Below are 26,238 nucleotides of genomic sequence, written 5' to 3'. Positions count from 1 at the left end.
CAAAGGCGCGGCCGTGTCCCGTTCGGTCGCGCGATTATTCGCGGAAGGAGACGGGAAGTGCTTGCTGTGGCCAACGCCGCTGCGCCGTCCGAGGGGGATTACATGCGCAATGTGAAGGCACTCCACCGTCCAGGGCCCGATCAGGTGCCGGGTGAGGACGACGAGGAGCAGCTCTTCGCCGACGAGGAGGACGCGTACGACGACCTGCCGCGCGTCCTGTGCCCCGGCTGCGCCCGGCCGGTCGCGCTGGAGGAGCCGGGCGGGGCGGTGCCGCAGCACGCGGTCTGCCCCTCGCCGTTCGACCCGTTCGGGATGGCGGTCTGCCCCGGCTCGGGCGAGGAGGCGGACGACGGCGTGGTGCCGCTGCCCGTGACGCCGCTGGCGGTGGAGCCGGTGGCCCTGGCGGCGCTCCCGGAGAGCCTGCACTGGCGGCTCCAGCCCTTCTCGCACGCGGTACGGCACGCGACCCGCCCGGCCGTCGTCACCCTGCGGCAGGCGGCGTAGGGGCGCCCGGGGCCCCGCCGGGGCGGACGGGGAGGAGGTGGCGCGCGATGACCGCGCGCTGGATCTGGTTGGTCCCCTCCACGATCTGGAGCACCTTGGCCTCGCGCAGGTAGCGCTCGGCGGGGAAGTCGGCGGTGTAGCCGTAACCGCCCATGAGCTGGACGGCGTCGGTCGCGGTGCGCATCGCGACGTCCGAGCAGAACAGCTTGGCCATCGCCGCCTGCCTGCCGAACGGCTCACCCGCGTCCCGCAGGCGCGCCGCCTCCAGGTAGAGGGCGCGTCCCGCCTCGATCTGGGTGGCCATGTCGGCGAGCAGGAAGCGCACGCCCTGGAAGTCGGCGACCGGGCGGCCGAACTGGCGCCGTCCCGTGGTGAAGGCCAGTGCCTCGTCCAGCGCCGCCTGGGCCAGGCCGGTCGCGCAGGCGGCGATGCCGAGCCTGCCCGCCTCCAGGGCGTCCATGGCGAGCGCGAAGCCCTCGCCCTCGTGGCCGATGCGGTGCGTGTCGGGCACGCGCACGGCGTCCAGGTGGACCTGGGCGGTGGGCGAGCCGTTCATGCCCATCTTGCGCTCGGGGCGGCTCGCCGTCAGCCCTGGTGTGTCGCCCGGGACGAGGAACGCGGTGATGCCGCGCGGTCCTTCGGGACCTGTGCGGGCGAAGACCGTGCAGAAGTCGGCGATCCCGCCGTGGGTGATCCACGCCTTGGTGCCGTCGATGACCCAGGTGTCGCCGTCGCGGACGGCGCGGGTACGCAGGGACCCCGCGTCCGAGCCCGAGGCGGGCTCGGAGAGGCAGTAGGCGCCCAGCAGTCCGCCGCCGAGCATGGCGGGGAGGTGCGCGGCGCGCTGTTCCTCGGTGCCGTGGCGGGCCAGGGCGTGGCAGGCGAGGGTGTGGACGCTGGTGCCGAGGCCCACCGTGAGCCGCGCGGCGGCCAGTTCTTCGAGGACCTGGAGGTAGACCTCGTACGGCTGGTCGCCGCCGCCGTGCCGGGACGGGTAGGGCAGTCCGAGGAGCCCGGCGTCCGAGAGCAGCAGGAAGAGGGCGCGGGGGAATGTTCCTTCGGTCTCCTCGCGCGCGGCGTGCGGGGCGATCTCACGCCGCGCCAGGTCGCGGACGAGGGACAGGAGGTCGCGGGCCTCCTGGGACGGCATACGGCGGCTGACGGGCTCGGTGGCGGTCTCCTGCGGCGTCATCTGGCTCCTCCACACGTCGGGCACGGCGCTGTGCGCAGCGGCGCGATGGTGCTCGGCCTGTCGGGGCGGGACGCGCGGTCAGCCGGCGCAGTCGGGCGCGTCGGCGTCCACCGAGAGCGGGCGCCCTTCTGGCACGAGGTACGTCGCATGGAGAACGACCGGCTCCTCGCCCAGGTTTCGTCCGACATGCACATGATCCGCGCCGGGCGTCTCCAGGATGGTGTCGCCTGCCGTGGAGAGCTCGACCGAGCAGTCGTCGAGGGTGCGGGTGAGCGTGCCGGAGACGACGACGGCGAGGAGCGGCCCGTCGTGGTGGTGCCAGCCGGTGGAGCCGCCCGGTTCGACGACGATCACGCGGACGGTGACGTCCGTGGGCCCCTCGGCATGGATGTCGAGCCCGTGCGGGGCCGTGGACTCCGCGAGCGTGTGCGCCGTGACGCCCTCCCCCGGCGTGCGCGCGGCGGAGGGCGTGGCGGACGGGGTGGTGGCGGCGGCCCCGGCGGGCAGGAGTGCCAGGGCCGCCGCGCAGAGGGTGGCCGGGAGGGCCCGTGAGGGCCGCCGGCCGGGGAGGGCCACGGTCAGCGGATGCCGACGGCGGCCAGTGCGGCGCGCTGGGCGGCCGACGTGCGGACCGGGAAGTAGAGGTAGCAGACGCCGCCGGTGCCGCTGCGCACCGCGCCCGACGCGTCGTACCGCCTGGTCCGCAGCCAGATGTTCTCGAACTGCCGCCGCGGATAGACGCGGCGCACGCCCGCGTTGTCGTCGGCGTTGGGGTCGTTGGCGACGACGTCGCCTTCCTCGGTGAAGCCGATGACCGTCATCAGGTGCCCCGAGGTGCCGTAACCGGCGCCGTCCAGCTCGGCCTCGAAGAAGGACTGGGACGTTATCACCGGGATTCCGGCCGCGACGAGGCGTTCGGCGTCGGAGAGCGACGCGATGCGTGTGACGACGCCCTGGAGGCCGTCGTAGGTCGCGGCATAGGCGGCGTTGAAGGGCCAGTTGCCGCAGCCGCCGTACGCGTAGTCGTAGGTGCTGCGGGCCGCGTGGCAGACCTGGGGGTCCGTGAAGTCAGGGTTGACCCAGGCGAGTTGCTCTGGCGTGGGGTGCTTGCCGAAGGACTCCACGATCATCTGCGAGGACGTCGGGCTGCACCACGCCTCGCCGCCGTTGTCGTACTCGGGGTACCGGCCGATGTGGATGTTCTGCGAGTACTGCGGCACGGTCAGCGCGGTGCCGGACGCAGGTCCCGGCGCGGTCGCGGGGACCTCGAAGCGGTCGGGCACGGCGGAGGTCATCGCGCCGAGGCGCCAGACCGTCGGCGCCGCGCCGGAGCCGGGGGCGCGGTGGAGCGTGAGCCGCAGCCGGTAGGACGTCAGCCGCAGGCCGCTCGCGGCGTCGTCGATGGCGAGGGTGTCGGTCCAGACGGTGGACCTGCCGTCCTCCTGGCCGTCCACCGAGGTGCGGCGGACGTCCTCGTCGCCCGACGCCCAGATGCCGAGCGTGTACCAGGGGCTCTGGGTGCGGTCCGAGTAGCCCGCCTGCACCTCGACGCGCAGGAACGTCCCGGCCGGGGTGTCGGCGTTCCAGGAGGCGATCAGCTCTGTGGCGGGCGAGGCGGGCCTGCGGACCGGCGAGAGCCAGGTCGCGTACTCCCAGGCGGCCGTCGTCCCCGTGTGCGGATCGGTGTAGTCCACGGTGCCGCGCGGGCGGGCGAGGACGACTCCGGCGCGGCCCGACGTGACGACGGAGACGCCCTGCGCCGTCCCGGCGCGCCAGTCGGCGGCCTTGACCCAGCCGTGGTACTCGACCGTCGAGTCGGGGTCGGCGCCGTGGTGGCCCCTGCCCCCGCCCCGGCCCTGCGGAGCTGCCCCGGCGCCACCGGCGCCCAGGGATGCGGAGCCGCCGACCGCGGCGGCCACGGCGGCGGCGAGTACGGTGCGGCGTGGCGTGGTGGTCACGATGCTGTCTCCCGGTCGTCTCCGGACATGCTCGGACGCGCCGAGCGGGGTGGACCGGCGCGGCAGTGCACCACTATCGCCGCTCCGGCTCGTGACGGCCAGTAATTCCCCAGGAACGCGCGGAAAGAATATTGGTGTCTACCTGTGACGCCGTTACGCTGACCGCGATGTCCGAGGCCCCCACGTCCCCGCCCGCCGGGCTCGCCGCGCGGGTACGGGCGCTGCCGCCGCGGCTCGGCCCCGTGCGGCTCGTGGCGATCGACGGGCACGCGGGATCGGGCAAGAGCACGCTCGCGCGCCTGCTGTCGGCCGAGCTGGGGCAGGCGCCCGTCGTGCACCTGGACGACCTGGCGAGCCACGCGTCGTTCTTCGGCTGGACGGACACCCTCTCCGGTCGCGTCCTCGGCCCGCTGCGGCGCGGGGAGACGGCGCGCTACGACGGATACGACTGGGAGCGGCGGGAGTTCGGCCGCGCCCTCACCTGTCCCCCGGCACCCGTGGTGCTGCTTGAGGGGGTCGGGGCGGGACGGCGGGCGCTGCGCCCGTACCTGTCGCTGCTGGTGTGGATGGCGGTGCCGCGGGCGACCGCGTGGGCCAGAGGGCGCGCCAGGGACGGCCAGGGGCTGACGGCGTTCTGGCGCGACTGGGAGGCGGCCGAGCGGCGGCACTTCGCCGACGACCCGTCACGTCCCTTCGCGGATATCCTGGTCACGCCCCCCGTGGCCGGTGAGGGATGGTCGTCGCAGGAGTCACGAGCCGGTCGGGATGGGTAGAAAAGGCCCCAGGGGCAGGCGTGGTTACCCGTTGTGGGGGTCGGCATGATTTCTGGCACGCACGGCGCACATGACCGGATTCTCCGCCCCGCGGCCGACCTGGCGTGGTTGCGGGGAGTGGACGCGTACGCGGCCGGGGCCTACCCGGAGGCGGAGGAGGAGTTCAGGACGGCGGTCCGGGAGGACCCGGGGATGGCGGACGCCTGGCTCGGGCTGCACGCGCTGCGCACGGACGTGCCGGTCGCGCTGCGGCAGATGCACCGCAACCGGGGCCGCTTCGGGGAGCAACGGCAGCGGCACGGGCGCCCGTTGTCGTCCTGGTACTGGCTCGGCTGGTGGGTGCAGCCGGTCCTGGAGACGGAACGTGACCTGCTGCTCGCCCACGCGTCGCAGCTGCTGGACGGCCGCCGGATGGCCGAGCTGGACCAAGCGCTGGCCGAGTGCCCGCCGCCGGAGTCGGACCCGTACGCGCGCTTCCTGCACGCCTGCCGGTGCTACCTGTCGAAGGACTGGGAAGGGCTCTACCGCACCACGGCCTCGCTCACCGGGGACGCGCAACTCGGCGTCGAGGCAGGGCTGTTCGCCGGGATGGCCCGCGTGCGCCTGGAGATGTACGACCAGGCGGAGCCGCTGCTGTCGGCCGCGCTGATGCGCTGTCGCAGCGAGCTGCCGCAGCGCAAGGAGCTGCGCTACTGGCTGGCCCGCGCCCGCGAGGGCAGCGGCCGGAGCGCGTCGGCGACGCCGCTGTACCGTGCGGTGCACCACGCGGACCCGGAGTTCATGGACACCGCGCTGCGGCTCGCCGCGCTGACGGCCGAGGACCCGGAGTCCGACCGGCTGCCCGACGCGGGCGCGGGCGTGCGGATGCCGTCGCCCGGCGCCCCTGCGGGCGCGGAGCGGCCGGGGGCGGCCGTGCCGGGGCCGGGCGGGCACGGCGGCGTGTCCCCGGTGACGCTGCCGTCGCCGGCGGCCGATCCGGCGCTGCTGGCGCGGACGCTGGCCGAGCTGGACCGCATGGTGGGGATCGAACCCGTGAAGGAGCAGGTACGCGCGCTGTCGGCCCAGCTGCGGATGGCGCGGCTGCGGACGGGGCAGGGGCTTCCGGTGCAGCCGCCGAAGCGGCACTTCGTGTTCTCCGGCCCTTCGGGCACCGGGAAGACGACGGTGGCGCGGCTGCTCGGCCGGGTGTTCCACGCGCTGGGCATGCTCGCGTCCGACCGGCTGGTGGAGGCGCAACGGGCCGATCTCGTCGGGGAGTTCCTGGGGCAGACCGCGGTGAAGGCGAACCGGCTGATCGACTCGGCGCTCGGCGGCGTGCTCTTCATCGACGAGGCGTACAGCCTGGCGCACTCCGGCTACAGCAAGGGCGACGCGTACGGCGACGAGGCACTCCAGGTGCTGCTGAAGCGCGCCGAGGACAGCCGCGAGCACCTGGTCGTCATCCTGGCGGGGTATCCCGAGGGGATGGACCGGCTGCTCGTGGCGAACCCCGGCCTCGGCTCGCGCTTCTCGACACGCGTCGAGTTCCCGAGCTACCGCCCGTCCGAACTCACGGCGATCGGCGAGCTGTTGGCCGCCGGGCAGGGCGACGTGTGGGACGGCGAGGCGCTGGAGGAGCTGCGCAGCATCGCGGAGCACGTGGTGGCCGAGGGCTGGATCGACGAGCTGGGCAACGGCCGTTTCCTGCGCACGCTGTACGAGGCGTCCTGCGCGTTCCGCGACATGCGGCTCTCGGAGTCGGCCGGGGCGCCGACGCGGCAGGAACTGTCCACGCTGCGGCTGCCCGACCTGATGCAGGCGTACGGGGAGGTGCTGTCGGCGCGCGGCAGGACCCGGCCGCCGGAGGGCGAACTGCCCCCGCTGGGGCCGGGCTGACCGGCCGGGTCAGTCCGTGGGCCCGGCGCCGCCCGCCTCGGCGAGGGCCCGCAGCGCGCGGGCCTGCTCCATGGAGCGGGCGCGCGAGACACCGGGCTGGATCGCCATGACGGCCAGGACCGTGCCGTCCGCCAGGTCGAGCGAGACCCAGGGGTCGCCGGGGCGCAGCGTGACGCGGACGACCTGCGCCCAGGCGAGGCGCCGCGTCGTGGTGAGGTTGACGACGGTGACGCCGTCCCGGTCGGCCGTGACGCGCGGCCTGGCCAGCAGGAGCGTCACGGCCAGCACGAGCAGCCCGCTGCCGACGAGCGCGGCACGGTCGCCGACACCCCAGGTGACCGCGCCGTCGGCCGGGAGCAGGAAGGCGATCAGCGTCAGCACGGCCAGGACGCCTGAGCCGATGGCGAGCAGGACGATGCGCGTCACGGTCGGCCGGAACGTGACGGGCGGCTGCGTCACGGCGCTCACAGGCGCGCGGCGTGGATGCCGGTGGTGAGGATGGCGCGCGCGCCCAGGTCGTACAGCTCGTCCATCACACGCTGGGCGTCCTGCACGGGGACCATGGAGCGGACGGCGAGCCAGCCCTGGTCGTGGAGCGGCGAGACGGTCGGGGATTCGAGGCCGGGTGTCAACGCGACGGCCTTGTCCACGAGTTCGGCGCGGATGTCGTAGTCCATCATCACGTAGCGCCTGGCCACCAGGACGCCTTGGAGGCGGCGCAGGAACTGGCGGACCTTGATCTCCTGCGACGCGCCGCCGACGCGCCGGATGACGACGGCCTCGGACTCCAGGATGGGCGCGCCGATGATCTCGAGCCCGGCGTTGCGCAGCGTCGTGCCGGTCTCGACCACGTCGGCGATGACCTCGGCGACGCCGAGCTGGATGGCCGTCTCGACGGCGCCGTCGAGGTGGACGACGGACGCCTCGACGTTGTGCTCGGCGAGGTGCCCGGCGACGACCCCGGCGAACGACGTGGCGATGGACAGGCCGCCGAACTCGCGAACGTCCGTCACGCCGCCGGGGCGCGTCGCGTAGCGGAGCGTCGAGGCGGCGAAGCCCAGCTCCATGATCTCCTCGGCGTCGGCGCGGGAGTCGAGCAGCAGGTCGCGCCCGGTGATGCCGATGTCGAGGCGGCCCGAACCGACGTAGATCGCGATGTCGCGGGGGCGCAGGTAGAAGAACTCGACCTGGTTCTCCTGGTCGATGAGGACGAGTTCCCTGCGGTCCTTGCGCTGGCGGTAGCCCGCCTCATGGAGCATGGCCGCCGCAGGCTCGGAGAGAGACCCCTTGTTCGGAACGGCGATGCGCAGCATGGACGGACTTCTTCCTTCGTGTGGTGTGGTCTGCGGGTGTGGGCGCGGGACGGCTCAGAGGTGAGCGTATACGTCGTCCGGGGAGATGCCCCGGGCGACCATCATGACCTGGAGGTGGTAGAGGAGCTGCGAGATCTCCTCGGCGGTGCGGTCGGCGCTCTCGTGCTCCGCGGCCATCCACACCTCCGCCGCCTCCTCGACGACCTTCTTGCCGATGGTATGGACCCCGGCGGCGACCAGTTCGGCGGTCCGTGAGGTCCTGGGGTCTGCGGTGGCGGCCTTGTGCCGCAGCTCGGCGTAGAGCTCGTCGAAAGTCTTGTTGGCCATGGTGGTCCAACCCTACGGCCTCGCGGCGGCCACGACGCGCGCGGGGCGGGGCAGCTCGCGCAGCAGCGCGGCGGTCGCGACGGCGGCGGTGGCGGCCTCGTGGCCCTTGTCCTCGGCGGAGCCGGGCAGTCCTGCGCGGTCGAGCGCCTGCTCCTCGGTGTCGCACGTGAGGACGCCGAAGCCGACGGGGACGGCGTGCTCGACGCTGACGCGCGTCAGGCCCGCGGTGACGCCCTGGCAGACGTAGTCGAAGTGCGGGGTGCCGCCGCGGATGACGACGCCGAGCGCGACCACGGCGTCGTAGCCGCCGCGGGCCAGCGCCTCGGCGGCGACGGGGAGTTCGAAGCTGCCCGGCACGCGCAGCACGGTGGTCTCGGCGACGTCCAGCTCCGCCAGGGCGCGGCGCGCACCGGCGAGCAGGCCGTCCATGACGGTCTCGTGCCACTGCGCGGCGACGACGCCGACGCGCAGGGGCGCGGTGCCGGTGGTGCTGACCGTGAGCCGCGGGGCTCCGTGGCCGCTCATTGGTGTCTCCTTCGGTGGGGTGGTGGGCGTGGGCGCGGGGGTCACTGGTTGGCGCAGGCGCCGACGGGGGCGGGGTCCAGCCACGGCAGGTCGTGGCCCATGCGGTCGCGCTTGGTGCGCAGGTAGCGGAGGTTGTGCTCGCCCGGGGTGACGGGGACGGCTTCGCGGCCCGTGACGCGCAGGCCGTGGCGGGTGAGGGCGGCGGCCTTGTCCGGGTTGTTCGTCAGCAGGCGCAGCGAGCGGACGCCGAGGTCGGCGAGGATGCGGGCCCCGGCGGCGTAGTCCCTGGCGTCGGCGGGCAGCCCGAGGTCGAGGTTGGCGTCGAGGGTGTCACGGCCGCGTTCCTGGAGTTCGTAGGCGCGGAGCTTGGAGAGCAGGCCGATGCCGCGTCCCTCGTGGCCGCGCAGGTAGAGGACGACGCCGCGGCCCTCCGCCTGGACGCGCTGCATCGAGGCGCGCAGCTGCGGGCCGCAGTCGCAGCGCTGGGAGCCGAGGACGTCGCCGGTGAGGCATTCGGAGTGGACGCGGACGAGGACGTCCTCGCCGTCCCCGAGGTCGCCCGCGACGAGCGCCAGGTGCTCGGCGCCGTCGGCGGCTGCGCGGTAGCCGTACGCGCGGAAGGGGCCGTGCTCGGTCGGCAGGGAGGTCTCGGCCTCCCGGTGCACGGCGGGGCCCGGCTCGGCGCCGTCGGCGAGGGCGCGGCGGTGGGCGATCAGGTCCTCGATGGAGATGAGCGTGAGGCCGTGCCTGCGGGCGAACGCGCGCAGGGCGGGCAGCCGCAGCATCGTGCCGTCCTCCCCCGCGATCTCGACGACGGCGGCGGCCGGGCGCAGTCCGGCGAGGCGCGCGAGGTCCACGCCCGCCTCGGTGTGGCCGGGTCTGACGAGGACGCCGCCGGTGCGGGCGCGCAGCGGGAAGACGTGCCCCGGCCTGGCGAGGTCGGCGGGCGCGGCGGCCGGGTCGGCGAGGAGGCGGATGGTGGCGGCGCGGTCGGCGGCGGAGATGCCGGTGGTGACGCCGTGGGCGGCGTCGGCGTCCACCGAGACGGTGAAGGCCGTCGCCATGGACTCGGTGTTCTTCTCCACCATCTGCGGCAGGTCGAGCCGGTCGAGGTCGTCCGGCTCCATCGGCACGCAGATGAGGCCGCGGCACTCGGACATCATGAACGCGACGATCTCGGGCGTGATCCGTTCGGCGGCGACGACGAGGTCGCCCTCGTTCTCCCGGTCGGCGCGGTCCACGACGACGACGGGCCGCCCGGCGGCGATGTCGGCGATCGCGCGTTCCACCGGATCGAGGGGTGCTTCTTCGTGGGTGGTCATGCGGAGGCTCCCTGGAGCGGGGCGGACACGGGCGGGACGGCGGTGCGCGAGCGCCGCCACCAGTCGCGCAGGCCCCACAGGACGAGGACGAGGTAGACGAGGTAGACGAGGCCGGAGAACGGCAGGCCGCTGTGGAAGTTCAGCGGGACGCCGACGAGGTCCACCAGCAGCCAGGCGAACCAGAACTCGACGAGCCCGCGCGCCTGGGCGACCATCGCGACGAGCGTGCCGACGAAGATGTACGCGTCGGGCCACGGGTTCCACGACAGGTCGGGGTAGGCGGTGAACAGCCCGCCGACGAGCAGGGTTCCCGCGGCGGCCCCGGCGAGCAGCAGGGCGCGTTCGCGCCAGGTGGCGAACCGTACGGTGATCGCGCCGTCGGTGCTCCCGCCGCGTCCGCCGCGCCACTGCTGCCAGCCCCACAGCGCGACGACGATGACGACGAGCTGCTTGCCGACGCCGCCTCCGAGGTTCGCCGAGCTGTAGGCGGCGATGAGGATGGCGCCGGAGAGGAACTGCACCGGCCAGGTGAGCACGGAGCGGCGCCAGCCGAGGGCGAGGGCGGCGAGCCCGGCCAGGTTGCCGATCATGTCGGACCAGATGACGTGCTGGTCGAACGCCTCGAACGCCGTGGAGTTGAGGGAGTCGAGGACGCTCACCGCGCGCTCTCCTGCGCCGTGTCGTAGGGGTGCGCGGTGGTCGCGCCGTGGGCGAGGAGGCGTTCGACGTACTTGGCGAGGACGTCCACCTCCAGGTTCACCGGGTCGCCCGGCTGCTTGCGGCCCAGGGTGGTCAGGGCGAGGGTCGTCGGGATGAGGCCGAGGGTGAAGCGGTCGGCGCCCGCCTCGACGACGGTGAGGCTGACGCCGTCCACCGTGATCGAGCCCTTGTCCACGACGTAGCGGGCGAGCCCGGCGGGCAGGGAGATCGTGACGCTCTCCCACGCGTCGCCTGGCGTGCGGTCCAGGAGCGTCGCGACGCCGTCCACGTGGCCCTGCACGAGGTGGCCGCCGAGCCGTCCGCCGAGGGCGACGGGGCGTTCCAGGTTCACGCGGTCGCCCGGCGCGAGGCCGCCGAGCGTGGAGCGCTTCAGCGTCTCGGCCATCACGTCGGCGGTGAAGGCGTGTTCGCCGGGTTCGACGACGGTGAGGCAGACGCCGTTGACGGCGATGGAGGCCCCGTGGCCGCTGCCCTGCGTCACGGTGTCGGCGCGCAGCCGCAGCCGCGCGGAGTCGCCGTGGTGGTCGAGGGCGACGACCTCGCCCAGTTCTTCGACGATGCCGGTGAACATCTCAGATCTCCTTGGCGGGTGCGGGTGCGGGGCGGACGGGCAAGGCGGTGACGCGCAGGTCGGGCCCGACGGGGACGGTTTCGGTGATGCGCAGGCGGAACGCCTCGGTGATCGTCGTGATTCCCGCGCCGGTGAGGGCGGTCGGCCCTGCGCCCAGGAGGGCGGGGGCGAGGTAGGCGGTGACCTCGTCCACGGCCCCCGCGGCGGCGAACGCCCCGGCGAGCGTGGGCCCGCCCTCCAGGAGCACGGCGCGGACGCCGCGGTCGTGGAGGGCGGCGAGGAGGGCGGCGACGTCGAGCCCCGGCCCGTGGGCGGCGCGCGGCAGGCGGACGACCTCGGCGTGGGCCGTGAGGTGGGCCGTGCGGTCCTTCGGCACGTCCTGCGCGACGGCGACGAGGGTGGGCGCGGCGCCGTCGAGGACGCGGGCGCCCGCCGGGACGGCGCGGGCCTCCGTGTCGGCGACGACGCGCAGCGGCTGGCGCGCGCCCGGCACGCCGCGGACGGCGAGGTGCGGGTCGTCGGCGCGGGCCGTGCCGGAGCCGACGAGGACGGCGTCGGCCTCCGCGCGCAGGCGGTGGACGTCGGCGCGCGCCTCGGGCGAGGTGATCCAGCGGCTGGTGCCGTCGGCGGCGGCGACGCGGCCGTCGAGGGTGGCGGCGTACTTCCAGCGGACGTGCGGGCGGCCGAGGCGGACGGCGGTGAGCCAGGCGGCGTTGACGGCGGCGGCCTCGTCGGCGAGCAGGCCGCCGGTGACGGAGACACCGGCGGCGGCCAGGGTCTCGGCGCCGCCGCGGGCGAGCGGGTTCGGGTCGGCGACCGCGTAGACGACGCGGGCGATCCCGGCGTCGAGGAGCGCCTGGGCGCAGGGGCCGGTGCGGCCGGTGTGGGCGCAGGGTTCGAGGGTGACGACGGCCGTGCCGCCGCGGGCGCGGTCACCGGCGGCGGCGAGGGCGTGGATCTCGGCGTGCGGGCCACCGGCGCGCCGGTGCCAGCCTTCGCCGACCTGCGTGCCGTGGGCGTCGAGGACGACGCAGCCGACGACGGGGTTGGGGCTCGTGGCGCCGAGGCCGCGCGCGGCGAGCGTGAGGGCGCGCCGCATCGCCTCGGCCTCGGGGCCGACGGGTGGCTGCGCTGCTGGGGTGGCCACCGGGTCTCCTGCCTCTCAGGGCACGACTCCGGGGCTGTTGTTCGGGACAGACGCAACGGGAACGGGAACGCACGGGGGGCACCGGGAGGTCCCGGGCGCCACGGCGGACACCGCACCTGTTCCGCCGCGCACTGCCTCCCATCCGGACTTTAACCGTCGGTCCAGGAATTTCACCTGGTCAACCGGCCGCTGGCAGCGGCCGGGTCGCGGACTGTAACCGCCGGTTCGGACTTTCACCGACCCCGGAGTGCGCGTTCGTCACTGGTACTGCCTCCAGTCTGCCACGCGCGCCGTTCGGCCATGCGGGCGTGTGGGACGCGTCACAGGACGGGGGCCCGCCGTCCCGCTAGGCTTTGCGGCGGGCCGTGACTGGCGCTGAGGTGGGGCACCACCGGGGAGCGGCCCGGCCTCGACGGCCGCTGCCGTGCGCCTGGGCGACTCGTGACGAGGCTCAGGAGCGCGCCCATGAACGCGACCCCCGCACACACGCCCACCGACACGCCCGCCCCCACGGCCCGCCTGATGGACGGCACGGCCCCGGCCCGCCGCCTGGTGGCCCGGAGCGCGGAGGCGGCGGCGGAGATCACCCGGCGTACGGGGACGGCGCCGTGCCTGGCGACGGTGCTCGTCGGCGAGGACCCGGCGTCGGTGACGTACGTCCGGATGAAGCGGGCCCGCTGCGAGAAGGCGGGCATCCGCTCGCTGCACGTGGCGCTGCCCGCATCGGTGGGGACGGAGGAGCTGGTCGCGGCGGTGCAGGGCCTGTCGGACGACCCGGCGGTCCACGGCATCCTGCTCCAGCACCCGGTGGGGCCCGGCATCGACGAGCGGGCGGCGTTCGAGGCGATCGCGCCGGAGAAGGACGTGGACGGCGTGACGACGCACTCGTTCGCGGCGATGGGCTTCGGCCTGCCGGGCTTCGCGTCCTGCACACCCGGCGGGATCGTGCGGCTGCTGGACGAGTACGGCGTGGAGTTGGCGGGGAAGCACGCGGTCGTGGTCGGGCGCAGCCCGATCCTGGGCAAGCCGGTCGGGATGATGCTGCTCGGCAGGGACGCCACCGTGACGTACTGCCACTCGCGGACGGCCGACCTCGCGTCGCACGTGCGGGAGGCGGACGTGCTCGTGGCGGCGGTCGGGAAGCCGCGGTTCCTGCGGGGCGAGGACGTCAAGCCGGGGGCCGTCGTGATCGACGCGGGCTACAACCCGGGCAACGTCGGGGACGTGGACTTCGCGTCGGCGGCGCGGCGGGCGTCGCTGATCACGCCGGTGCCCGGCGGGGTGGGGCCGATGACGATCGCCGTGCTGCTCGCGCAGACGGTGGAGGCGGCGGCCGGGCAGCTCGGCGTACGGGACCTGCCGCGGCTCCTGTGAGGCGCGGCGGCGGCCCGACCGCAGGGCGTGCGGGAGAGCCTGTCAGCGGTGGCCCAGCACGTTGACCACCCGCCCGTTGGGATCGCGGACGAAGAACCGCCGCACGCCCCACTCCTCGTCCTGCAAGGGGTGCACGATCTCCGCGCCGCTCTCCCGCATGACCGCGTAGGCCGCGTCCACGTCGTCCACCTCGATGCTCATGTCGGGGGTGACGGGCGCGGTCCTGTCGTGGGTCATGACGCTGATCTGCGCCGCCGGGGCGGACGGGGAGGCGAGCGTCATGATCCAGCCGTGGTTCATGACCTCCTCGAAGCCCAGCAGGCCGTAGAACTCCCGGCTCTCCTGCGCGGCTTGCGAGCGGATGGTGGGCACGACACGGCGAACTGTCATCGACGACTCCAGGTGGGAACAGGCGTGTTGCTCCGTCCCCCCATGAGTACTACGCCGGGCCCGCCGCCGCGCACACGCCCCGAGTACGCCTCAGACGAGGCGCACGCCGTCGTGCGCGCGGACCGCCGCGCGGGCCGCGCCGTCCAGCGCGTCCGTGACGCGGACGGCGTACGCCTCGTCGGCCAGCGCCACGACCTCCGCGCGGGTGGCCCAGCGCAGTTCGGCGGTCTCGTCGCCGACCGTGGGCCGACCGCCGACGGCGCGGCAGCGGAAGACGAGGGCGACGACCAGCCCGGTCATGTTCTTGTAGACGCCCGTGAGGGTCGCGGGCGAGGCGATCCTCAGCCCGGTCTCCTCCCGCACCTCGCGTTCGAGGGCCTCGGGGATGGTCTCCCCCGCCTCCAGGACACCGCCCGGCGGTTCCCACCTGCCGTTGTCGCGCCGCCTGATCAGCAGCGCGCGCCCTTGGTCGTCCACGACGACTCCGGCCACGCTGACGGAGTGCGGATGTCCACCGCGCACGTCCCAGCTCCCCTCAGCGGCCGACGGCCGGGCCGAACAGGTCGTCGCGCGCCGCGTCGAGCGCCGTCACGAGGCCGCCGCCCAGGACCGGGCTGCCCGTGACGGTCGCCGGGCGGATCTCGGTGTCGAGCGGCGAGAGGTCGCGCAGCAGCCGGGAGACGCGGGCGGCCAGCGCGTCGCCCCCGGCGCGGCCGATCTCGCCGCCGAGCACGACGCAGCCGGGGTCGAGGACGGAGACGAGCCCGGCGATGCCGATGACGACGCGCCCCGCCAGGGCGTCGAGGAGCGCCGCGCCGGGCTCCCCGGCGGGCGCCCCGGCCGCGGCGCGGATCAGCGTCTCGGCGGCCGTGACGTCGTCGCCGGGCGCCGTCAGGCCGTGCTCGCGGGCGAGCGCGCGGACGACGGGGGCGGCGGCGAGGGCGTGGAAGCCCGCGTCGCAGTCGAGGGAGGAGGGCATGCCGCCGGTGCCCGGCACGGGCAGGAAGCCGACCTCGCCGGCGCCGCCCGTCGCGCCGCGCCACAGGGCGCCGCGCAGGACGAGGGCGGCGCCGAGGCCGTGTCCGAGCCAGAGCAGGGCGAACGTGTCGCGGTCGCGGGCCGCGCCGACGCGGTGCTCGGCGATGCCCGCGAGGTTGACCTCGTTCTCCAGGTGCACGGGCGCGTCGAGCCTGGCGCGCAGTTCGGTGAGCAGCGCGCCGTGCCAGCCGGGCAGCGAGCTGAACGGGCGCAGGGCGCCGGTGGCGGGGTCGGCGAGCCCCGGGGCGCCGAGGACGGCCGTGTGGACCGCGGGGACGCCGAGGTTCCCGAGCGTCGTGTCCAGGGCGGCGAGGACGGTGCCGATGAGGGTGGAGCGGTCGGGGTCGTCGGCGTCCTGGGGCACGGGCAGGGTGTGGTGGGCGAGCGTGCGGCCGGTCAGGTCCGCGAGGGCGAAGGCGACGCTGTCGGTGCGGACGTCGAAGGCGGCCACGTGCGCGCGGTCGGCGGCCAGCCCGTAGAGCCGCGCCTTGGGGCCGCGCCGCTCCTCCCCCGCCTCGCCGACGATCCGCACCAGGCCGTCGTCCCCGAGGCGGCCGAGGAGGTCGGAGACGCTGGGGCGGGACAGGCCCGTCAGCTCCCGCAGCCGCGTCGCCGTGAGCGGGCCTTCCACGGCGAGCAGGTCGAGGGCGATGCGGTCGTTGATGGCGCGGGCCGTTCGGGGCGTCGCGGTGCGCGCGGTCATGCGGGGATCCTCGCAGACTTTTCTATTAGGAAGCCTTCCTGATAGTTTACCTCCGACCGGAGTACGGTCCTCACGCGCCCTCACGAGAGAGTCGAACGCCTCATGTCGCAGCCCCTCGCCGCGCCCGACCGGGACCGGATACGCCGTGCCCGGCGGGCCGTCGGCGTCGTCTTCGTCCTCCACGGCTCCGTCAGCGGCAGCTTCGCCACCCGCATCCCCTGGATCAAGGACCAACTGGACCTGAGCACCGCGACGCTGGGGCTCGCCCTGGCCTTCCCCGCCATCGGCGCCGCCCTCGCGATGCCGCTGGCCAGCAGCGTCATGCACCGCTACGGCGCGCGGGCGGCCGTCCGCGCGCTCCTCGTCCTGTGGACCTGCGCGCTCGCGCTCCCGGCGCTCGCGCCGAACCTGCCCGCGCTCTGCCTCGCGCTGTTCGCCTTCGGCGCCACCGCGGGGATGGCGGACGTCGCCATGAACGCGCAGGGCGTCGAGGTGGAGCAGCGGTACGGCCGCTCGATCATGTCGGGGCTGCACGGCCTGTGGAGCACGGGCGCGCTGCTCGGCTCGGCGATCGGCGTCGGCGCCGTGCACGCGGGCCTCGACGCGCGCGTCCACCTGCCGCTGGCCGCCCTGCTGCTGACGGCCGCCGCGCCGCTGGCCTGCCGCGGCCTGCTGGACACGCGGCCCGCGCCGGAGGAGGAGCCCCCGCCGCGCTTCGCCCTGCCGCCGCGCTCGGCGCTGCTCATCGGGGCCGTCGGGATGTGCGCCATCCTCGCCGAGGGCGCCAGCATGGACTGGTCGGGCATCTACCTGCGGGACGTCACGGACGCGTCGGAGACGATCGCGGCGGCCAGCTTCACCGCGTTCGCCTGCACCATGGCCCTGGCGCGGCTCGCCGGGGACGCCGTGGTGCGCCGGATAGGCCCCGTGCGGGCCGTGCGGTTCAGCGGGGCGCTGGCCGTCGTGGGCGGCCTGCTCATCGTGACGGCCGGCAACCCGGCGCAGGGCATGGCCGGTTTCGCGCTGCTGGGGATCGGCATCGCGGTGGTCGTGCCGCTGGCCTTCGCCGCCGCCGGGCGCAGCGGGCCGAACCCGAGCCAGGCCATCGCGGGCGTCGCCACCGTCACGTACACGACCGGGCTGATCGCGCCCACGCTCATCGGGATGATCGGCGACGTCGCGTCGCTGCGCGCCTCGTTCGCCGTGGTGACGGCGGGGACGGCGATCTTCGGGCTGGCGGCCGGGGTGCTGGGCACCAGGGGGCCGAGCGGGCCGGTCGCCTCCGACCAGGCCACGGCCACCGCCGGGCAGCCGGTGGCGGGCACGGGCGGCCAGGCGGGCTGATCCGGTGGGGGACGGCGGCGCGCCGCCGTCCCCCACCGCGGGCGGTCAGCCGAAGGCGCGGACCGCCTGGTAGTACGTCCAGGCCAGGCCGTCGCACGCGGCGCCCGTCGCGCCGCTGTAGCGGTCGCAGACCCGCCCCAGGTCGGCGTAGAAGGCGCTGTCGAGGCGGGCCTTGTTCGCGTCGAACGTGCCGAGGGCCCGGTAGTTCCGGTACCCGAAGTCATGTCGTGCGCATGACACCTCGAAAGGGAAGCCGAACGGGTTGTCGGGCGACGAGGAGCAGTAGTCGGTGCTCCAGTCGAAGGCGTAGGACGCCCAGGCGCCCTGGTTGCCGCGGGCGGAGAGCCAGGAGCTGTAGCTGGACGTGCCGGTCTGGGTGAAGCTGGAGAGCACCTGCGGCTTGTCGGCCGGGGCGGCGGTCGCCGGGGCCGTGGAGGCGACGACGGCGCCGAGCGACAGGAGCGCGGCGGTGAGGGTCGTGGCGAGCCGGTGGCGTATGCGCATGGGGGGACCTCCGGAGTCGGGCGGCCCACTGCAACGGGCCGCGGGGTTCCGGGAATTGAAGCTACGGCCGGGTAACCCAATACTCAACCCCTCCGGCATGCACAACAGTTGGACTCGCGTAGAACTCCGGTGCGCCCCGCGCCCGGACGGGTCCGCCCGTACCCACCGCGCACGGGCACGGCGTTGCGGCTGCGACGATCGCGCGGTCAGCCGGAGGGGACGGCGCGCACCCACGTCCGGTCGGGCGTGAGGTACGCGTCCACAGCCAGCCCGGCCTCGGCGAGGGCGTCGGCGAAGCCCTCGTCGGTGAAGCGGCGGGAGAGGAACGTCTGCGTCCACGTCGCGTCGGGGAACGCGTACTCGACCCGCACCGACGAGGTGTCAGGGCCCACCGGATCGGCCGCCGCGACCCGCACGACCCCGTCGGCCGTACGCCGTTCGCGCGGCACGTCCAGGTGCCAGTCCATGCCCTCGCGCTGGATCAGCACGCACCCGCCCTCGGCCGTGTGGCGGCGGCAGGTCCGCAGCATGCCCAGGCGCACGGCGGGGTCGCCGTTGTGCACGAGGAACGAGCCGAGGAGCACCACGTCGAACCGCTCGTCCCCCAGGTCGAGCGTCTCGATGGCCGACCGCACGGTCCGCGCGCCGCGCACGTGCGCGAGCATGTCGGGCGACTCGTCCACGGCCGTCACGCGGAAGCCGCGCGCCACGAGCGGATGCGTGATCCGGCCGACACCGCAGCCGAGTTCGAGCAGGCGCGCGCCGGGCGGCGCGGCCGACGCGATGACGTCGGGCTCGTCGCCCGGCTCGATCCGCAGGTACATCTCGACGGCGCAGCCGTCCGGGGTGATGGCGCCAGGGCCGGTCCCGCCGTGGCCGGGGCGCTGTGGTCCGCTCATGCGTCCCAGCAGACCACGGTCCCGCCCGGCGGCGGAACCACCGGGCGGGACAAGGACGTTCACTGCCAGCTGGCGTGCAGCGGCTTCCCCTCGGCGAAGCCCGCCGCGCTCTGCACGCCGACGACGGCGCGCTCGGCGAACTCCTCCAGGGTCGCCGCCCCCGCGTAGGTGCACGACGAGCGCACCCCCGCCACGACCGAGTCGATCAGGTCCTCGACGCCGGGCCTGGCCGGGTCGAGGAACATGCGGGAGGTCGAGATGCCCTCCTCGAACAGGCCCTTGCGCGCCCGGTCGTACGCCGACTCCTCGCTCGTGCGGTTGCGCACGGCGCGGGCCGAGGCCATGCCGAAGCTCTCCTTGTACAGCCGCCCGTCCGCCGTCTGCTGGAGGTCGCCGGGCGACTCGTGCGTCCCGGCGAACCAGGAGCCGATCATCACGTTGGACGCCCCGGCGGCGAGGGCCATGGCCACGTCGCGCGGGTGCCGTACGCCGCCGTCGGCCCACACGTGCCTGCCGTGCCGCCGCGCCTCGGCGGCGCATTCGAGCACGGCGGAGAACTGCGGGCGGCCGACGCCGGTCATCATCCGCGTCGTGCACATGGCGCCGGGGCCGACGCCGACCTTGACGATGTCGGCGCCCGCCGCGATCAGGTCCCGCGTCCCCTCGGCCGACACGACGTTGCCCGCGACGACCGGCACGGACGGGTCCAGCGCGCGGACGGCACGCAGCGCGCCGATCATCGACTCCTGGTGGCCGTGCGCCGTGTCCACGACCAGGGTGTCCACCCCGGCGGCGAGCAGCGCCTGCGCGCGGCCGGCGACGTCCCCGTTGATGCCGACCGCCGCGGCGACGCGCAGGCGCCCGCCCGCGTCGGTCGCGGGGGTGTAGAGGGTGGCGCGCAGCGCGCCCTTGCGGCTGAGGATGCCGACGAGACGCCCGTCCGCGCCGACCGCAGGGGCGATCTTGCGGTGCGCGGCGTCCAGGATGCCGAACGCCTCGCGCGGGTCGAGCGACGCGTCGAGGAGCAGCAGGTCCTTGGACATGACCTCGCCGAGCTGCGTGAAGCGGTCCACGCCCGTCAGGTCGGCCTCGGTGACGATGCCGACCGGCCGCTCGGCCGAGACGACGACGCCCGCGCCGTGCGCGCGCTTGGGCAGGAGCGCCAGCGCGTCGCCCACGGTCTGCGTCGGCGCCAGCGTGATGGGGGTGTCGAGGACGAGTTGGCGCCGCTTGATCCAGCCGATGACCTCGGTGACGACGTCGAGGGGGATGTCCTGCGGGAGGACGACGAGGCCGCCGCGCCGGGCGACCGTCTCGGCCATCCGGCGGCCCGCGACGGCCGTCATGTTCGCGACGACGAGCGGGATCGTCGTCCCGGTGCCGTCCGGGGAGGCGAGGTCCACGGCGAGCCGGGAGCCGACCGCGGAGCGGCGCGGGACCATGAAGACGTCGTCGTAGGTCAGGTCGTAGGGGGGTGCGGAGTCGTTGAGGAACTTCATGCTCGCTCTCTCACCTGCTGCTGGCTCGTTCGGGGCGGGTGGGGAGCTGCGGCTCCTCGGCCAGTATCACCGATGACCATACAGACGGACGAACGGGGAGGGTCCGGGCGCGCGGTCCGCCGCGACCACCCTTCCGGGTGAGCCTGGGCCGGGGGCGCGCGGGTAGGGATGGGCGGCCGGTGCGACGGCGCCCGGCGCATCAGGGGACGGAAAGGCGCGGCGACATGACGGTTGAGGACGCACGCCCCGGGCGGCTGAGCTTCGGCATCAAGACCACCCCGGCGCACGTCGGTTACGAGGACGTCCTGCGGGTGTGGCAGGAGGCGGACGGCGTCCCGTCGATCGAGCACGCGTGGCTGTGGGACCACCTGCTGCCGATGTTCGGCCCGGCCGACGGCCCGGTGCTCGAAGGCTGGACGCTGCTGTCGGCGCTCGCCGCCCGCACCGAACGGCTCGGCCTCGGCCTCCTCGTCTCGGGCAACCGGGTCAGGCCGCCCGCGCTGCTCGCCAAGATGGCCGCGACCGTGGACGCCATCGCGGGCGGACGGCTCACCGTGGGGCTCGGCGTCGGCGCGACGCTGCGCCCCGACGGCAGCAGCGGCGTCCCCGCGAAGAACGGATCGGTGGACGAGTACGCCGCCTACGGCATCACGCCGGTGCGACCGGCCGAGGGCGTCGCCCGGCTGGCCGAGGCGTGCGTGATCCTGCGCCGCCTGTGGACCGAGGAGCGGGTGGACTTCGACGGCGCGTACTACCGGCTCGCGGGCGGGCACTGCGAGCCGCGTCCGGCCCGGCACGTGCCCCTGCTCGTGGGCGGCACGGGCACGCGGACGCTGCGCGTCGCCGCCGAGCACGCCGACCTGTGGAACGCGCCGGGCCCGCCGCACCACGACGTCGCGTTCCTGCGCGAGCGGATCGCCGTGCTCGACCGGCACTGCGCGGACATCGGCAGGCCGCCGCAGGACATCACGCGCTCCGTGCAGACGCACGTCTTCTGGGCAGATCCCGGACGGACGCGCGCGACCGTGCGGGAGCTGGTCGCCGCCGGGTTCGACCACATCGTGCTGAGCCTGACGCTCCCCCTGCCGCCGTCCGCGGCGCACCGGGTCGCCGAGGAGATCATCGAACCGGTGCTCGCGGAGGCGCGGGTGCCCGCGCGCACCGGCTGACGTCCGCCCGCGCGCCGCCGCGCCTCAGCCCGCGCGGTAGTGCCCGGCGACGGCGGCGAAGGCGTCCTTGGGCTCCCACGGCATGCCGGGGTGGGTGGTGCCGTTGCCGCCGTCGAGGACCTTCACGACGCCGTAGCTCGCGAGGTCTAGGTCGTCGCGCGGATCGCCGTCGGGGCGGTGCACGTGGTCGTAGAGCGCGAAGGTGAAGACGAAGGCGCTGTCCACCCCGGCCTCGTCGAAGATCTCCAGCAGTTCGCGCACGCAGGCGGCCTGGCCCGCCTCGTCGCGGTCGTACGCCCCCTTCAGCCGCAGGGGGCGGCCCTGCCCGTCGTACTCGACGATGTCGAGCCCCTCGCCGCCCCGGTCGCCCGCGCCCCGGTACCCGGCGGAGCCGAACTCGGTGATGGCCAGCGGCTTGCCCTGCGCGACGAGGTCGCGGACCCCGGCGGTGAAGCGGTCGGCGATCGCCGCCGACCGGTACAGGTCCATCGAGACGAAGTCGAACGGGGTCCAGTCCACCCGCTCCAGCGGCACCGCGGCGTACGTGACCCGGCCGCCGAACCGCTCGCGGACGACCTTGACCGCCTCGGCGAGGAAGGCGCCGACCCGCGCCCCCGCCTGGGCGATCCGCTCCGCGAACCCCTCCTGCGTGCGCAGCGACGCGACGCGTTCGTCCGTGCCGTCGCCCGGCAGGAAGCCCTTGTTCATCAGGCTCAGTTCCGCGCCGGTGACGAACACGACCTCGGCCCCGCGCAGGCGCAGCCGCTCCGCGCGTTCGGCGCAGTCGGCGAACAGCGCGAGCATCGCCTCCTCGGTCTGTTCGAGCGGGTAGGGCGAGAACCACACCTCGAGACCGAGGTCGGCCGCGTACCCGGCGGCCAGCTCGATCCGGTCCGGGTCACCGCCCATGACGCGGACCGCGTTGCAGTGCAGTTCGTCCCGGATGACGAGCAGTTCGCGCGCGACGGTCTCCGGGTCGAAGACCTCGCGGGACGTCACCCCCTCCCGGACGAAACCGGTGTCGTAGCTGATCCCTCTGGCACGCATGGGCTGGCCCCTCCAGGAGCGAAAATAAGGTACTCGACGTACCCTACTTGGCGTGGACCGGTGGCGGCAACCAGAATGGGACGGCACTTTCCGTACCGTCCGGGAGAGGGAGCCATGGCCGGTGAGCCGACGCCGCGGCAGGGCGCGGGGCGGACACGGCGCCGCGGCGCCGCGCTGGAGGAGGCGCTCCTGCGGGCCGCCGTGGAGGAGCTGACCGCGTCGGGCTACGCCGGGCTGACCATGGACAAGGTCGCCGCGCGTGCCGGTACCAACAAGAACGCCCTCTACCGCCGCTGGCCCAACCGGCTCGCGCTCGGCGTCGCCGCCTACCGGCACCTGGCCAGGACGCTGCCGCCCCCTGACACCGGCGACCTGCGCGGCGACGTCCTCGAACTCCTGCGCCGCGCGAACCGGCACTGGAGTTCGCCGTCGGGCGCGATCCTGCGGGAGCTGTTCACGGCGGCGGGCGGCACCGCCGAACTGCTGGCGCAGTTGCAGGACCAGTCGGGCGAGACGGTCGCCGCCCCCTGGCTGACCGTCCTGGAGCGCGCGGTGGCGCGCGGCGAGGCGGCGCCCGAGGCGCTGCGCCCACGGGTCGCCACCGTGGCGATCGTCCTGCTGCGCGACGAGTTCGTCACGCGCGGCGTCCCCAGCGCCCCTGACGACGTGCTCGTCGAGATCACCGACGAGGTGTACCTCCCCCTGGTGCGGCGCGGGCCCGCCCCCGGCTGAGGGGAGGACCGCCGCGCGGGCTACGCCGCGTCGGGGTCCACGCGGTCCAGCGCGGGACGGCGGCCGGGCGGCTGGGCGAGCAGCCGGTCGGCGGCGGTGATGTCGGTGACCAGGCTCGTGACCAGCCCGGAGCGCAGCACGGCCCCGATCGCGTCGGCCTTGCGCCGTCCCCCCGCGATCGCGACGACCTCGGGTATCCGCCGCAGCCGCTCCGCCTCGACGGTGATGCAGCGCTCGCCCAGGTCACGGCCGATGCGGCGGCCGTCCGCCGCGAACAGGTGGGCGGACATCTCGGCGGCGATACCGAGCGACGCGTAGTGCCTGCGCTCCGCGTCGCCCAGCATGTCGAGGACGGTGGAGATGCCGGGCTCCCAGGAGCCGATGGAGACCGCCGCGATCGTCACCTTGTCGAAGTACTCGAACGCCGAGGCGATACCGGCTTGGCGCCGCAGCGCGGTCGCCGTCGTCGTGTCGGGCAGCAGCATCGGCGCGTAGATCGGGTGCGCCTCGCCCCCCGAGACGGCCGCCGCGCGGCGCACCGCCTCGACGGAGCCACGCTCGGCCGTGCCCGCGTCGTACACGCCGGTGAGCTGCACGACCGTGCACGGCGGCAGCGCGCGCAGCGCCTGCGCCATGTGGATGGTGGAGCGGCCCCAGGCGAGGCCCAGGACGTCGCCCTCGCTGACCAGCTCGCCCAGCAGCTCGGCGGCGACCTCGCCCAGGTGCTCGGGGTCGGGGGTGTCGTCCGCGGTGTCCGAGGGCGACTCGGCGACGACCACGTGCCGCAGCCCGTAGCGGGCGCGCAGGGCGTCGGACCGCTCGGCGTCCAGCTCGGCCGGGACCCGGATCTCGATGCGCACCAGGTCGTGCTCGACCGCCGATTCGAGGACCCGCGCCACCTTGAACCGGCTCACGCCGAACTCGTCGGCGATCTGGATCTTCGACTTGCCCTCCAGATAGAAGCGGCGCGCCATGGCCGCCGCCTGCATCAGTTCGGCGGGCCCCATCCGTGGGGCTGACCTCCCGGTCGGCACCGCACTCACCTCACTGTCCTCCGCTCCGTGTCCCCGCTCACACCGCGTCCTCATCCTCGCAGATCCGCGGTGCCCCTGGTCCGTACCGGGCGCGGCGTGGGCGGCGCGCTGCCGGATCGACGTCGGCCGTTCATCCCCCGGTGGCCCTGGCCGCCGCCTCCTCCGCCTGGTGACGCAGCGCGCGGACGGCGGCGGCCGGGTCGTCGGTGCCGTACACGGCGGACCCGGCGACGAAGACGTCCGCGCCCGCCTCGGCGCAGCGCTCGATGGTGGTGGCCGAGACGCCGCCGTCCACCTGGAGCCACAGCGGCAGGCCGTGGCGTTCGATGAGCTTCCTGGTGCGGCGGATCTTCGGCAGCGTGACGTCGAGGAACGCCTGCCCGCCGAACCCGGGCTCGACGGTCATGATCAGCACCATGTCCAGCTCGGGCAGCAGGTCCTCGAAGGGCTCGATCGGGGTGGCGGGCTTGAGCGCCAGCGAGGCACGCGCGCCGCGGGCGCGGATCTCCCTGGCGAGCCGCACGGGCGCGGCGGCGGCCTCGGCGTGGAACGTGACCGAGCCCGCGCCCGCCTCGGCGTACGCCGGGGCCCAGCGGTCGGGCTGTTCGATCATCAGATGGCAGTCCAGCGGGATGTCGGTGGCCTTGGCCAGCGCCTCCACCACCGGGACGCCGAGCGTCAGGTTGGGGACGAAGTGGTTGTCCATGACGTCGATGTGGAGCCAGTCGGCGCCCCTGACGGCCTCGGCCTCCTCGGCGAGCCGGGAGAAATCGGCGGACAGCATGCTGGGGTTGATCTGTGCCATGGGCCAAGTATCCCCGCTCCGCGCGCCCTTCGGGCGACCGGTGATCACGCGGTGCGGCGCAGCAGCGTCAGATGCATCGCGTCCGTGCCGTGGCGGTGGGGCCACAGCTGGATGTCGGGGCCGTCCCCGAGGTCCGGCACGCCGGGCAGCAGCGGCCTGGCGTCGAGGCGTTCGGCCGTCATGCCGGTGAGCCCGTCGAGGACGTCGCCGACGACGAGGCGGGTCTCCGCCAGGTGCGGCGAGCACGTCGCGTAGCCGACGACGCCGCCGGGGCGCACGGCGGCCAGGGCGCCGCGCAGCAGCTTCCGCTGGAGCGTGACGAGGCCGTCCAGGTCCTCGGGGCGCCGCCGCCAGCGGGACTCGGGGCGGCGGCGCAGGGCGCCGAGGCCGGTGCACGGGACGTCCACGAGGACGCGGTCGAACGCGCCGGGCCGCCACGCGGGACGCGTGCTGTCCGCCGTGACGACCTGGTACGGGCCCGGGTTGCCGTCCAGGGCGCGGGCGACGAGCCGGGCCCGGTGCGGCTGCCGCTCGGCGGCGACCAGCGCCGCGCCCCGCTCCGCGGCCAGGGCCGCGAGCAGCGCGGCCTTCCCGCCGGGGCCCGCGCAGCCGTCGAGCCAGCGCGTGTCGCGGCCGGTGAGCGGCGCGTTGGCGAGCGCGAGGGCGACGAGCTGGCTGCCCTCGTCCTGCACACCGGCCCGCCCGTCGTGGACGGCGCCGAGCGCCCCCGGCTCCCCGCCGTCCGCGAGCCGCACGGCGTACGGCGACCAGCGCCCCGGCTCGGCGCCCGGCTCCTTCAGCAGCTCGTCGGCGGTGCTGCGCCCCGGGCGGGCGGCCAGCGTGACGCGCGGGCGCTCGTTGTCCGCCGCGAGCAGCGCCTCGATCTCCGCCCGGCCGCCGCCGAGCGCGTCCCACAGCGCGGAGACGACCCAGCGCGGATGCGCGTGGACGAGCGCGAGGTGCGCCTCCGGGTCGTCGTCGTAGGGCGGCGCGACGCGGTCGAGCCAGGTGTCGAGGTCGTGCGCGGCGACGCGGCGCAGCACGGCGTTGACGAACTTGGCGCGGCCGTCGCCCACCACGCAGCGGGCCAGCTCGACGGTCGCGCTGACGGCGGCGTGGCCGGGGATGCGGGTGCCGAGCAGTTGGTGCGCGCCCAGGGACAGCACGTCGAGGACGGGCGGGTCCACGTCGCGCAGCGGCCGGTCCACGCACGCGGCGAGGACGGCGTCGTACGTGCCCTGGCGGCGCAGCGTCCCGTACACCAGCTCGGTGGCCAGGGCGGCGTCACGCCCGTCGAAGCCGCCCGACTCCTTGGCGCGCGCGAGCAGCGGCGGGAGCACCAGGTTGGCGTAGGCGCCGCGTTCGGCGACGGCGCGCAGGGCGTCGAAGGCGAGGATGCGGACCGGGTCGCGGCGGGGGCGGCGGTAGGGCCTGGGCTGGCGGCTTTGCCGACTGCTCACGTGAGGGGTCACT

Annotated in this window: 28 protein-coding genes and 2 riboswitches; of the genes, 7 read left to right on the top strand and 21 right to left on the bottom strand. The window is 75.0% G+C overall.

What is annotated here, in order from left to right; all coding sequences use genetic code 11:
- The first annotated feature begins 102 nt into the window (after positions 1-102).
- The gene (locus IF27_RS19060) at positions 103-504 is read left to right on the top strand and encodes a hypothetical protein (protein ID WP_190233016.1); all 402 of its coding nucleotides are present in this window, start codon (positions 103-105) and stop codon (positions 502-504) included.
- On the opposite strand, the gene IF27_RS19055 is transcribed toward IF27_RS19060, so the two are convergent.
- From IF27_RS19055 to IF27_RS19045, 3 genes are all read right to left on the bottom strand, one after another.
- The gene (locus IF27_RS19055; protein ID WP_052850862.1) at positions 482-1,696 is read right to left on the bottom strand and encodes an acyl-CoA dehydrogenase family protein; all 1,215 of its coding nucleotides are present in this window, start codon (positions 1,694-1,696) and stop codon (positions 482-484) included. The genes IF27_RS19060 and IF27_RS19055 overlap by 23 nt on opposite strands.
- Before the next feature lie 78 nt (positions 1,697-1,774).
- Positions 1,775-2,272 (bottom strand): cupin domain-containing protein, encoded by a 498-nt coding sequence (locus IF27_RS19050; RefSeq protein ID WP_420822031.1) that lies wholly within the window; start codon positions 2,270-2,272, stop codon positions 1,775-1,777.
- A gap of 2 nt (positions 2,273-2,274) precedes the next feature.
- A complete protein-coding gene (locus tag IF27_RS19045; RefSeq protein WP_052850861.1) occupies positions 2,275-3,657 on the bottom strand; it encodes a peptidase C39 family protein in 1,383 nt (460 codons plus the stop codon).
- Positions 3,658-3,821: 164 nt separating this feature from the next.
- Between IF27_RS19045 and IF27_RS19040 the strand changes: the two genes are divergently transcribed.
- The gene (locus IF27_RS19040) at positions 3,822-4,427 is read left to right on the top strand and encodes a uridine kinase family protein (protein ID WP_052850860.1); all 606 of its coding nucleotides are present in this window, start codon (positions 3,822-3,824) and stop codon (positions 4,425-4,427) included.
- 45 nt (positions 4,428-4,472) lie between these two features.
- Positions 4,473-6,302 (top strand): AAA family ATPase, encoded by a 1,830-nt coding sequence (locus IF27_RS19035; protein WP_052850892.1) that lies wholly within the window; start codon positions 4,473-4,475, stop codon positions 6,300-6,302.
- A gap of 9 nt (positions 6,303-6,311) precedes the next feature.
- On the opposite strand, the gene IF27_RS19030 is transcribed toward IF27_RS19035, so the two are convergent.
- The 8 genes from IF27_RS19030 to ribD are packed head-to-tail and all read right to left on the bottom strand — an operon-like array spanning position 6,312 to position 12,179.
- Positions 6,312-6,770: a PH domain-containing protein gene (locus tag IF27_RS19030; RefSeq protein WP_052850859.1), complete on the bottom strand. Its 459-nt coding sequence runs from the start codon at positions 6,768-6,770 to the stop codon at positions 6,312-6,314.
- Positions 6,767-7,615: an ATP phosphoribosyltransferase gene (hisG, locus tag IF27_RS19025; RefSeq protein WP_052850858.1), complete on the bottom strand. Its 849-nt coding sequence runs from the start codon at positions 7,613-7,615 to the stop codon at positions 6,767-6,769. The genes IF27_RS19030 and hisG overlap by 4 nt, the downstream gene beginning before the upstream one ends.
- Before the next feature lie 54 nt (positions 7,616-7,669).
- Entirely contained in the window at positions 7,670-7,942 is a 273-nt protein-coding gene (locus IF27_RS19020; protein ID WP_052850857.1) for a phosphoribosyl-ATP diphosphatase, read from the bottom strand.
- A gap of 12 nt (positions 7,943-7,954) precedes the next feature.
- Positions 7,955-8,467: a 6,7-dimethyl-8-ribityllumazine synthase gene (gene ribH, locus IF27_RS19015; RefSeq protein WP_052850856.1), complete on the bottom strand. Its 513-nt coding sequence runs from the start codon at positions 8,465-8,467 to the stop codon at positions 7,955-7,957.
- A gap of 41 nt (positions 8,468-8,508) precedes the next feature.
- Positions 8,509-9,789 carry a bifunctional 3,4-dihydroxy-2-butanone-4-phosphate synthase/GTP cyclohydrolase II gene (locus tag IF27_RS19010; protein ID WP_052850855.1) on the bottom strand — a complete coding sequence of 427 codons (1,281 nt, stop codon included), beginning with the start codon at positions 9,787-9,789 and terminating at the stop codon, positions 8,509-8,511.
- A complete protein-coding gene (locus tag IF27_RS19005) occupies positions 9,786-10,448 on the bottom strand; it encodes a nicotinamide mononucleotide transporter family protein (protein ID WP_052850854.1) in 663 nt (220 codons plus the stop codon). Before IF27_RS19005 ends, IF27_RS19010 begins: the two co-directional genes overlap by 4 nt.
- Entirely contained in the window at positions 10,445-11,080 is a 636-nt protein-coding gene (locus tag IF27_RS19000) for a riboflavin synthase (RefSeq protein WP_052850853.1), read from the bottom strand. The genes IF27_RS19005 and IF27_RS19000 overlap by 4 nt, the downstream gene beginning before the upstream one ends.
- 1 nt (position 11,081) lies before the next feature.
- Positions 11,082-12,179, bottom strand: a complete 1,098-nt coding sequence (gene ribD / locus IF27_RS18995) for a bifunctional diaminohydroxyphosphoribosylaminopyrimidine deaminase/5-amino-6-(5-phosphoribosylamino)uracil reductase RibD (RefSeq protein ID WP_052850891.1) — start codon at positions 12,177-12,179, stop codon at positions 11,082-11,084.
- 172 nt (positions 12,180-12,351) lie between these two features.
- Positions 12,352-12,482, bottom strand: a riboswitch (FMN riboswitch).
- A 100-nt stretch (positions 12,483-12,582) separates the two neighbouring features.
- Positions 12,583-12,670, top strand: a riboswitch (ZMP/ZTP riboswitch).
- A gap of 22 nt (positions 12,671-12,692) precedes the next feature.
- On the opposite strand from ribD, the gene IF27_RS18990 reads away from it, so the two are divergent.
- A complete protein-coding gene (locus IF27_RS18990; RefSeq protein WP_052850852.1) occupies positions 12,693-13,601 on the top strand; it encodes a bifunctional 5,10-methylenetetrahydrofolate dehydrogenase/5,10-methenyltetrahydrofolate cyclohydrolase in 909 nt (302 codons plus the stop codon).
- A 42-nt stretch (positions 13,602-13,643) separates the two neighbouring features.
- Here the strand turns inward: IF27_RS18990 and IF27_RS18985 are convergent, their stop codons facing one another.
- From IF27_RS18985 to IF27_RS18975, 3 genes are all read right to left on the bottom strand, one after another.
- Positions 13,644-13,991 (bottom strand): VOC family protein, encoded by a 348-nt coding sequence (locus IF27_RS18985; protein ID WP_052850851.1) that lies wholly within the window; start codon positions 13,989-13,991, stop codon positions 13,644-13,646.
- A gap of 90 nt (positions 13,992-14,081) precedes the next feature.
- Positions 14,082-14,513 carry an NUDIX hydrolase gene (locus IF27_RS18980; RefSeq protein WP_052850850.1) on the bottom strand — a complete coding sequence of 144 codons (432 nt, stop codon included), beginning with the start codon at positions 14,511-14,513 and terminating at the stop codon, positions 14,082-14,084.
- A gap of 13 nt (positions 14,514-14,526) precedes the next feature.
- Complete coding sequence (locus IF27_RS18975; RefSeq protein WP_052850849.1) at positions 14,527-15,732, bottom strand: ROK family transcriptional regulator; 1,206 nt, start codon at positions 15,730-15,732, stop codon at positions 14,527-14,529.
- Between the two features lie 102 nt (positions 15,733-15,834).
- On the opposite strand from IF27_RS18975, the gene IF27_RS18970 reads away from it, so the two are divergent.
- Positions 15,835-17,076, top strand: coding sequence for an MFS transporter (locus tag IF27_RS18970; protein ID WP_052850848.1), 1,242 nt, complete (start codon positions 15,835-15,837; stop codon positions 17,074-17,076).
- A gap of 45 nt (positions 17,077-17,121) precedes the next feature.
- On the opposite strand, the gene IF27_RS18965 is transcribed toward IF27_RS18970, so the two are convergent.
- From IF27_RS18965 to IF27_RS18955, 3 genes are all read right to left on the bottom strand, one after another.
- A complete protein-coding gene (locus tag IF27_RS18965) occupies positions 17,122-17,574 on the bottom strand; it encodes a phospholipase (RefSeq protein WP_420822032.1) in 453 nt (150 codons plus the stop codon).
- Positions 17,575-17,786: 212 nt separating this feature from the next.
- Positions 17,787-18,479: a class I SAM-dependent methyltransferase gene (locus tag IF27_RS18960; RefSeq protein WP_052850846.1), complete on the bottom strand. Its 693-nt coding sequence runs from the start codon at positions 18,477-18,479 to the stop codon at positions 17,787-17,789.
- A 59-nt stretch (positions 18,480-18,538) separates the two neighbouring features.
- Positions 18,539-19,978, bottom strand: a complete 1,440-nt coding sequence (locus IF27_RS18955; protein WP_052850845.1) for a GuaB1 family IMP dehydrogenase-related protein — start codon at positions 19,976-19,978, stop codon at positions 18,539-18,541.
- A 224-nt stretch (positions 19,979-20,202) separates the two neighbouring features.
- Here IF27_RS18955 and IF27_RS18950 point away from each other — a divergent pair, with 224 nt between their 5' ends.
- Positions 20,203-21,147 (top strand): LLM class flavin-dependent oxidoreductase, encoded by a 945-nt coding sequence (locus tag IF27_RS18950; RefSeq protein WP_052850844.1) that lies wholly within the window; start codon positions 20,203-20,205, stop codon positions 21,145-21,147.
- A 24-nt stretch (positions 21,148-21,171) separates the two neighbouring features.
- On the opposite strand, the gene IF27_RS18945 is transcribed toward IF27_RS18950, so the two are convergent.
- Positions 21,172-22,194, bottom strand: coding sequence for a hypothetical protein (locus IF27_RS18945; RefSeq protein ID WP_052850843.1), 1,023 nt, complete (start codon positions 22,192-22,194; stop codon positions 21,172-21,174).
- A gap of 114 nt (positions 22,195-22,308) precedes the next feature.
- Between IF27_RS18945 and IF27_RS18940 the strand changes: the two genes are divergently transcribed.
- Positions 22,309-22,926, top strand: a complete 618-nt coding sequence (locus IF27_RS18940) for a TetR/AcrR family transcriptional regulator (RefSeq protein WP_052850842.1) — start codon at positions 22,309-22,311, stop codon at positions 22,924-22,926.
- Positions 22,927-22,946: 20 nt separating this feature from the next.
- Here the strand turns inward: IF27_RS18940 and IF27_RS18935 are convergent, their stop codons facing one another.
- The 3 genes from IF27_RS18935 to IF27_RS18925 form a co-directional block, all read right to left on the bottom strand.
- Complete coding sequence (locus IF27_RS18935) at positions 22,947-23,933, bottom strand: sugar-binding transcriptional regulator (protein WP_052850841.1); 987 nt, start codon at positions 23,931-23,933, stop codon at positions 22,947-22,949.
- A 157-nt stretch (positions 23,934-24,090) separates the two neighbouring features.
- Entirely contained in the window at positions 24,091-24,765 is a 675-nt protein-coding gene (gene rpe / locus IF27_RS18930) for a ribulose-phosphate 3-epimerase (RefSeq protein ID WP_052850840.1), read from the bottom strand.
- A gap of 44 nt (positions 24,766-24,809) precedes the next feature.
- Positions 24,810-26,225 carry an RsmB/NOP family class I SAM-dependent RNA methyltransferase gene (locus IF27_RS18925; protein ID WP_052850839.1) on the bottom strand — a complete coding sequence of 472 codons (1,416 nt, stop codon included), beginning with the start codon at positions 26,223-26,225 and terminating at the stop codon, positions 24,810-24,812.
- Between the last annotated feature and the right edge of the window lie 13 nt (positions 26,226-26,238).

Source organism: Streptomyces avicenniae, assembly GCF_000719135.1.
In the GTDB taxonomy this organism is placed as follows: Bacteria; Actinomycetota; Actinomycetes; order Streptomycetales; family Streptomycetaceae; genus Streptomyces; species Streptomyces avicenniae.
Note: the sequence above shows the minus strand (reverse complement) of the source record. Positions and strands in the feature narration are given on the sequence as shown.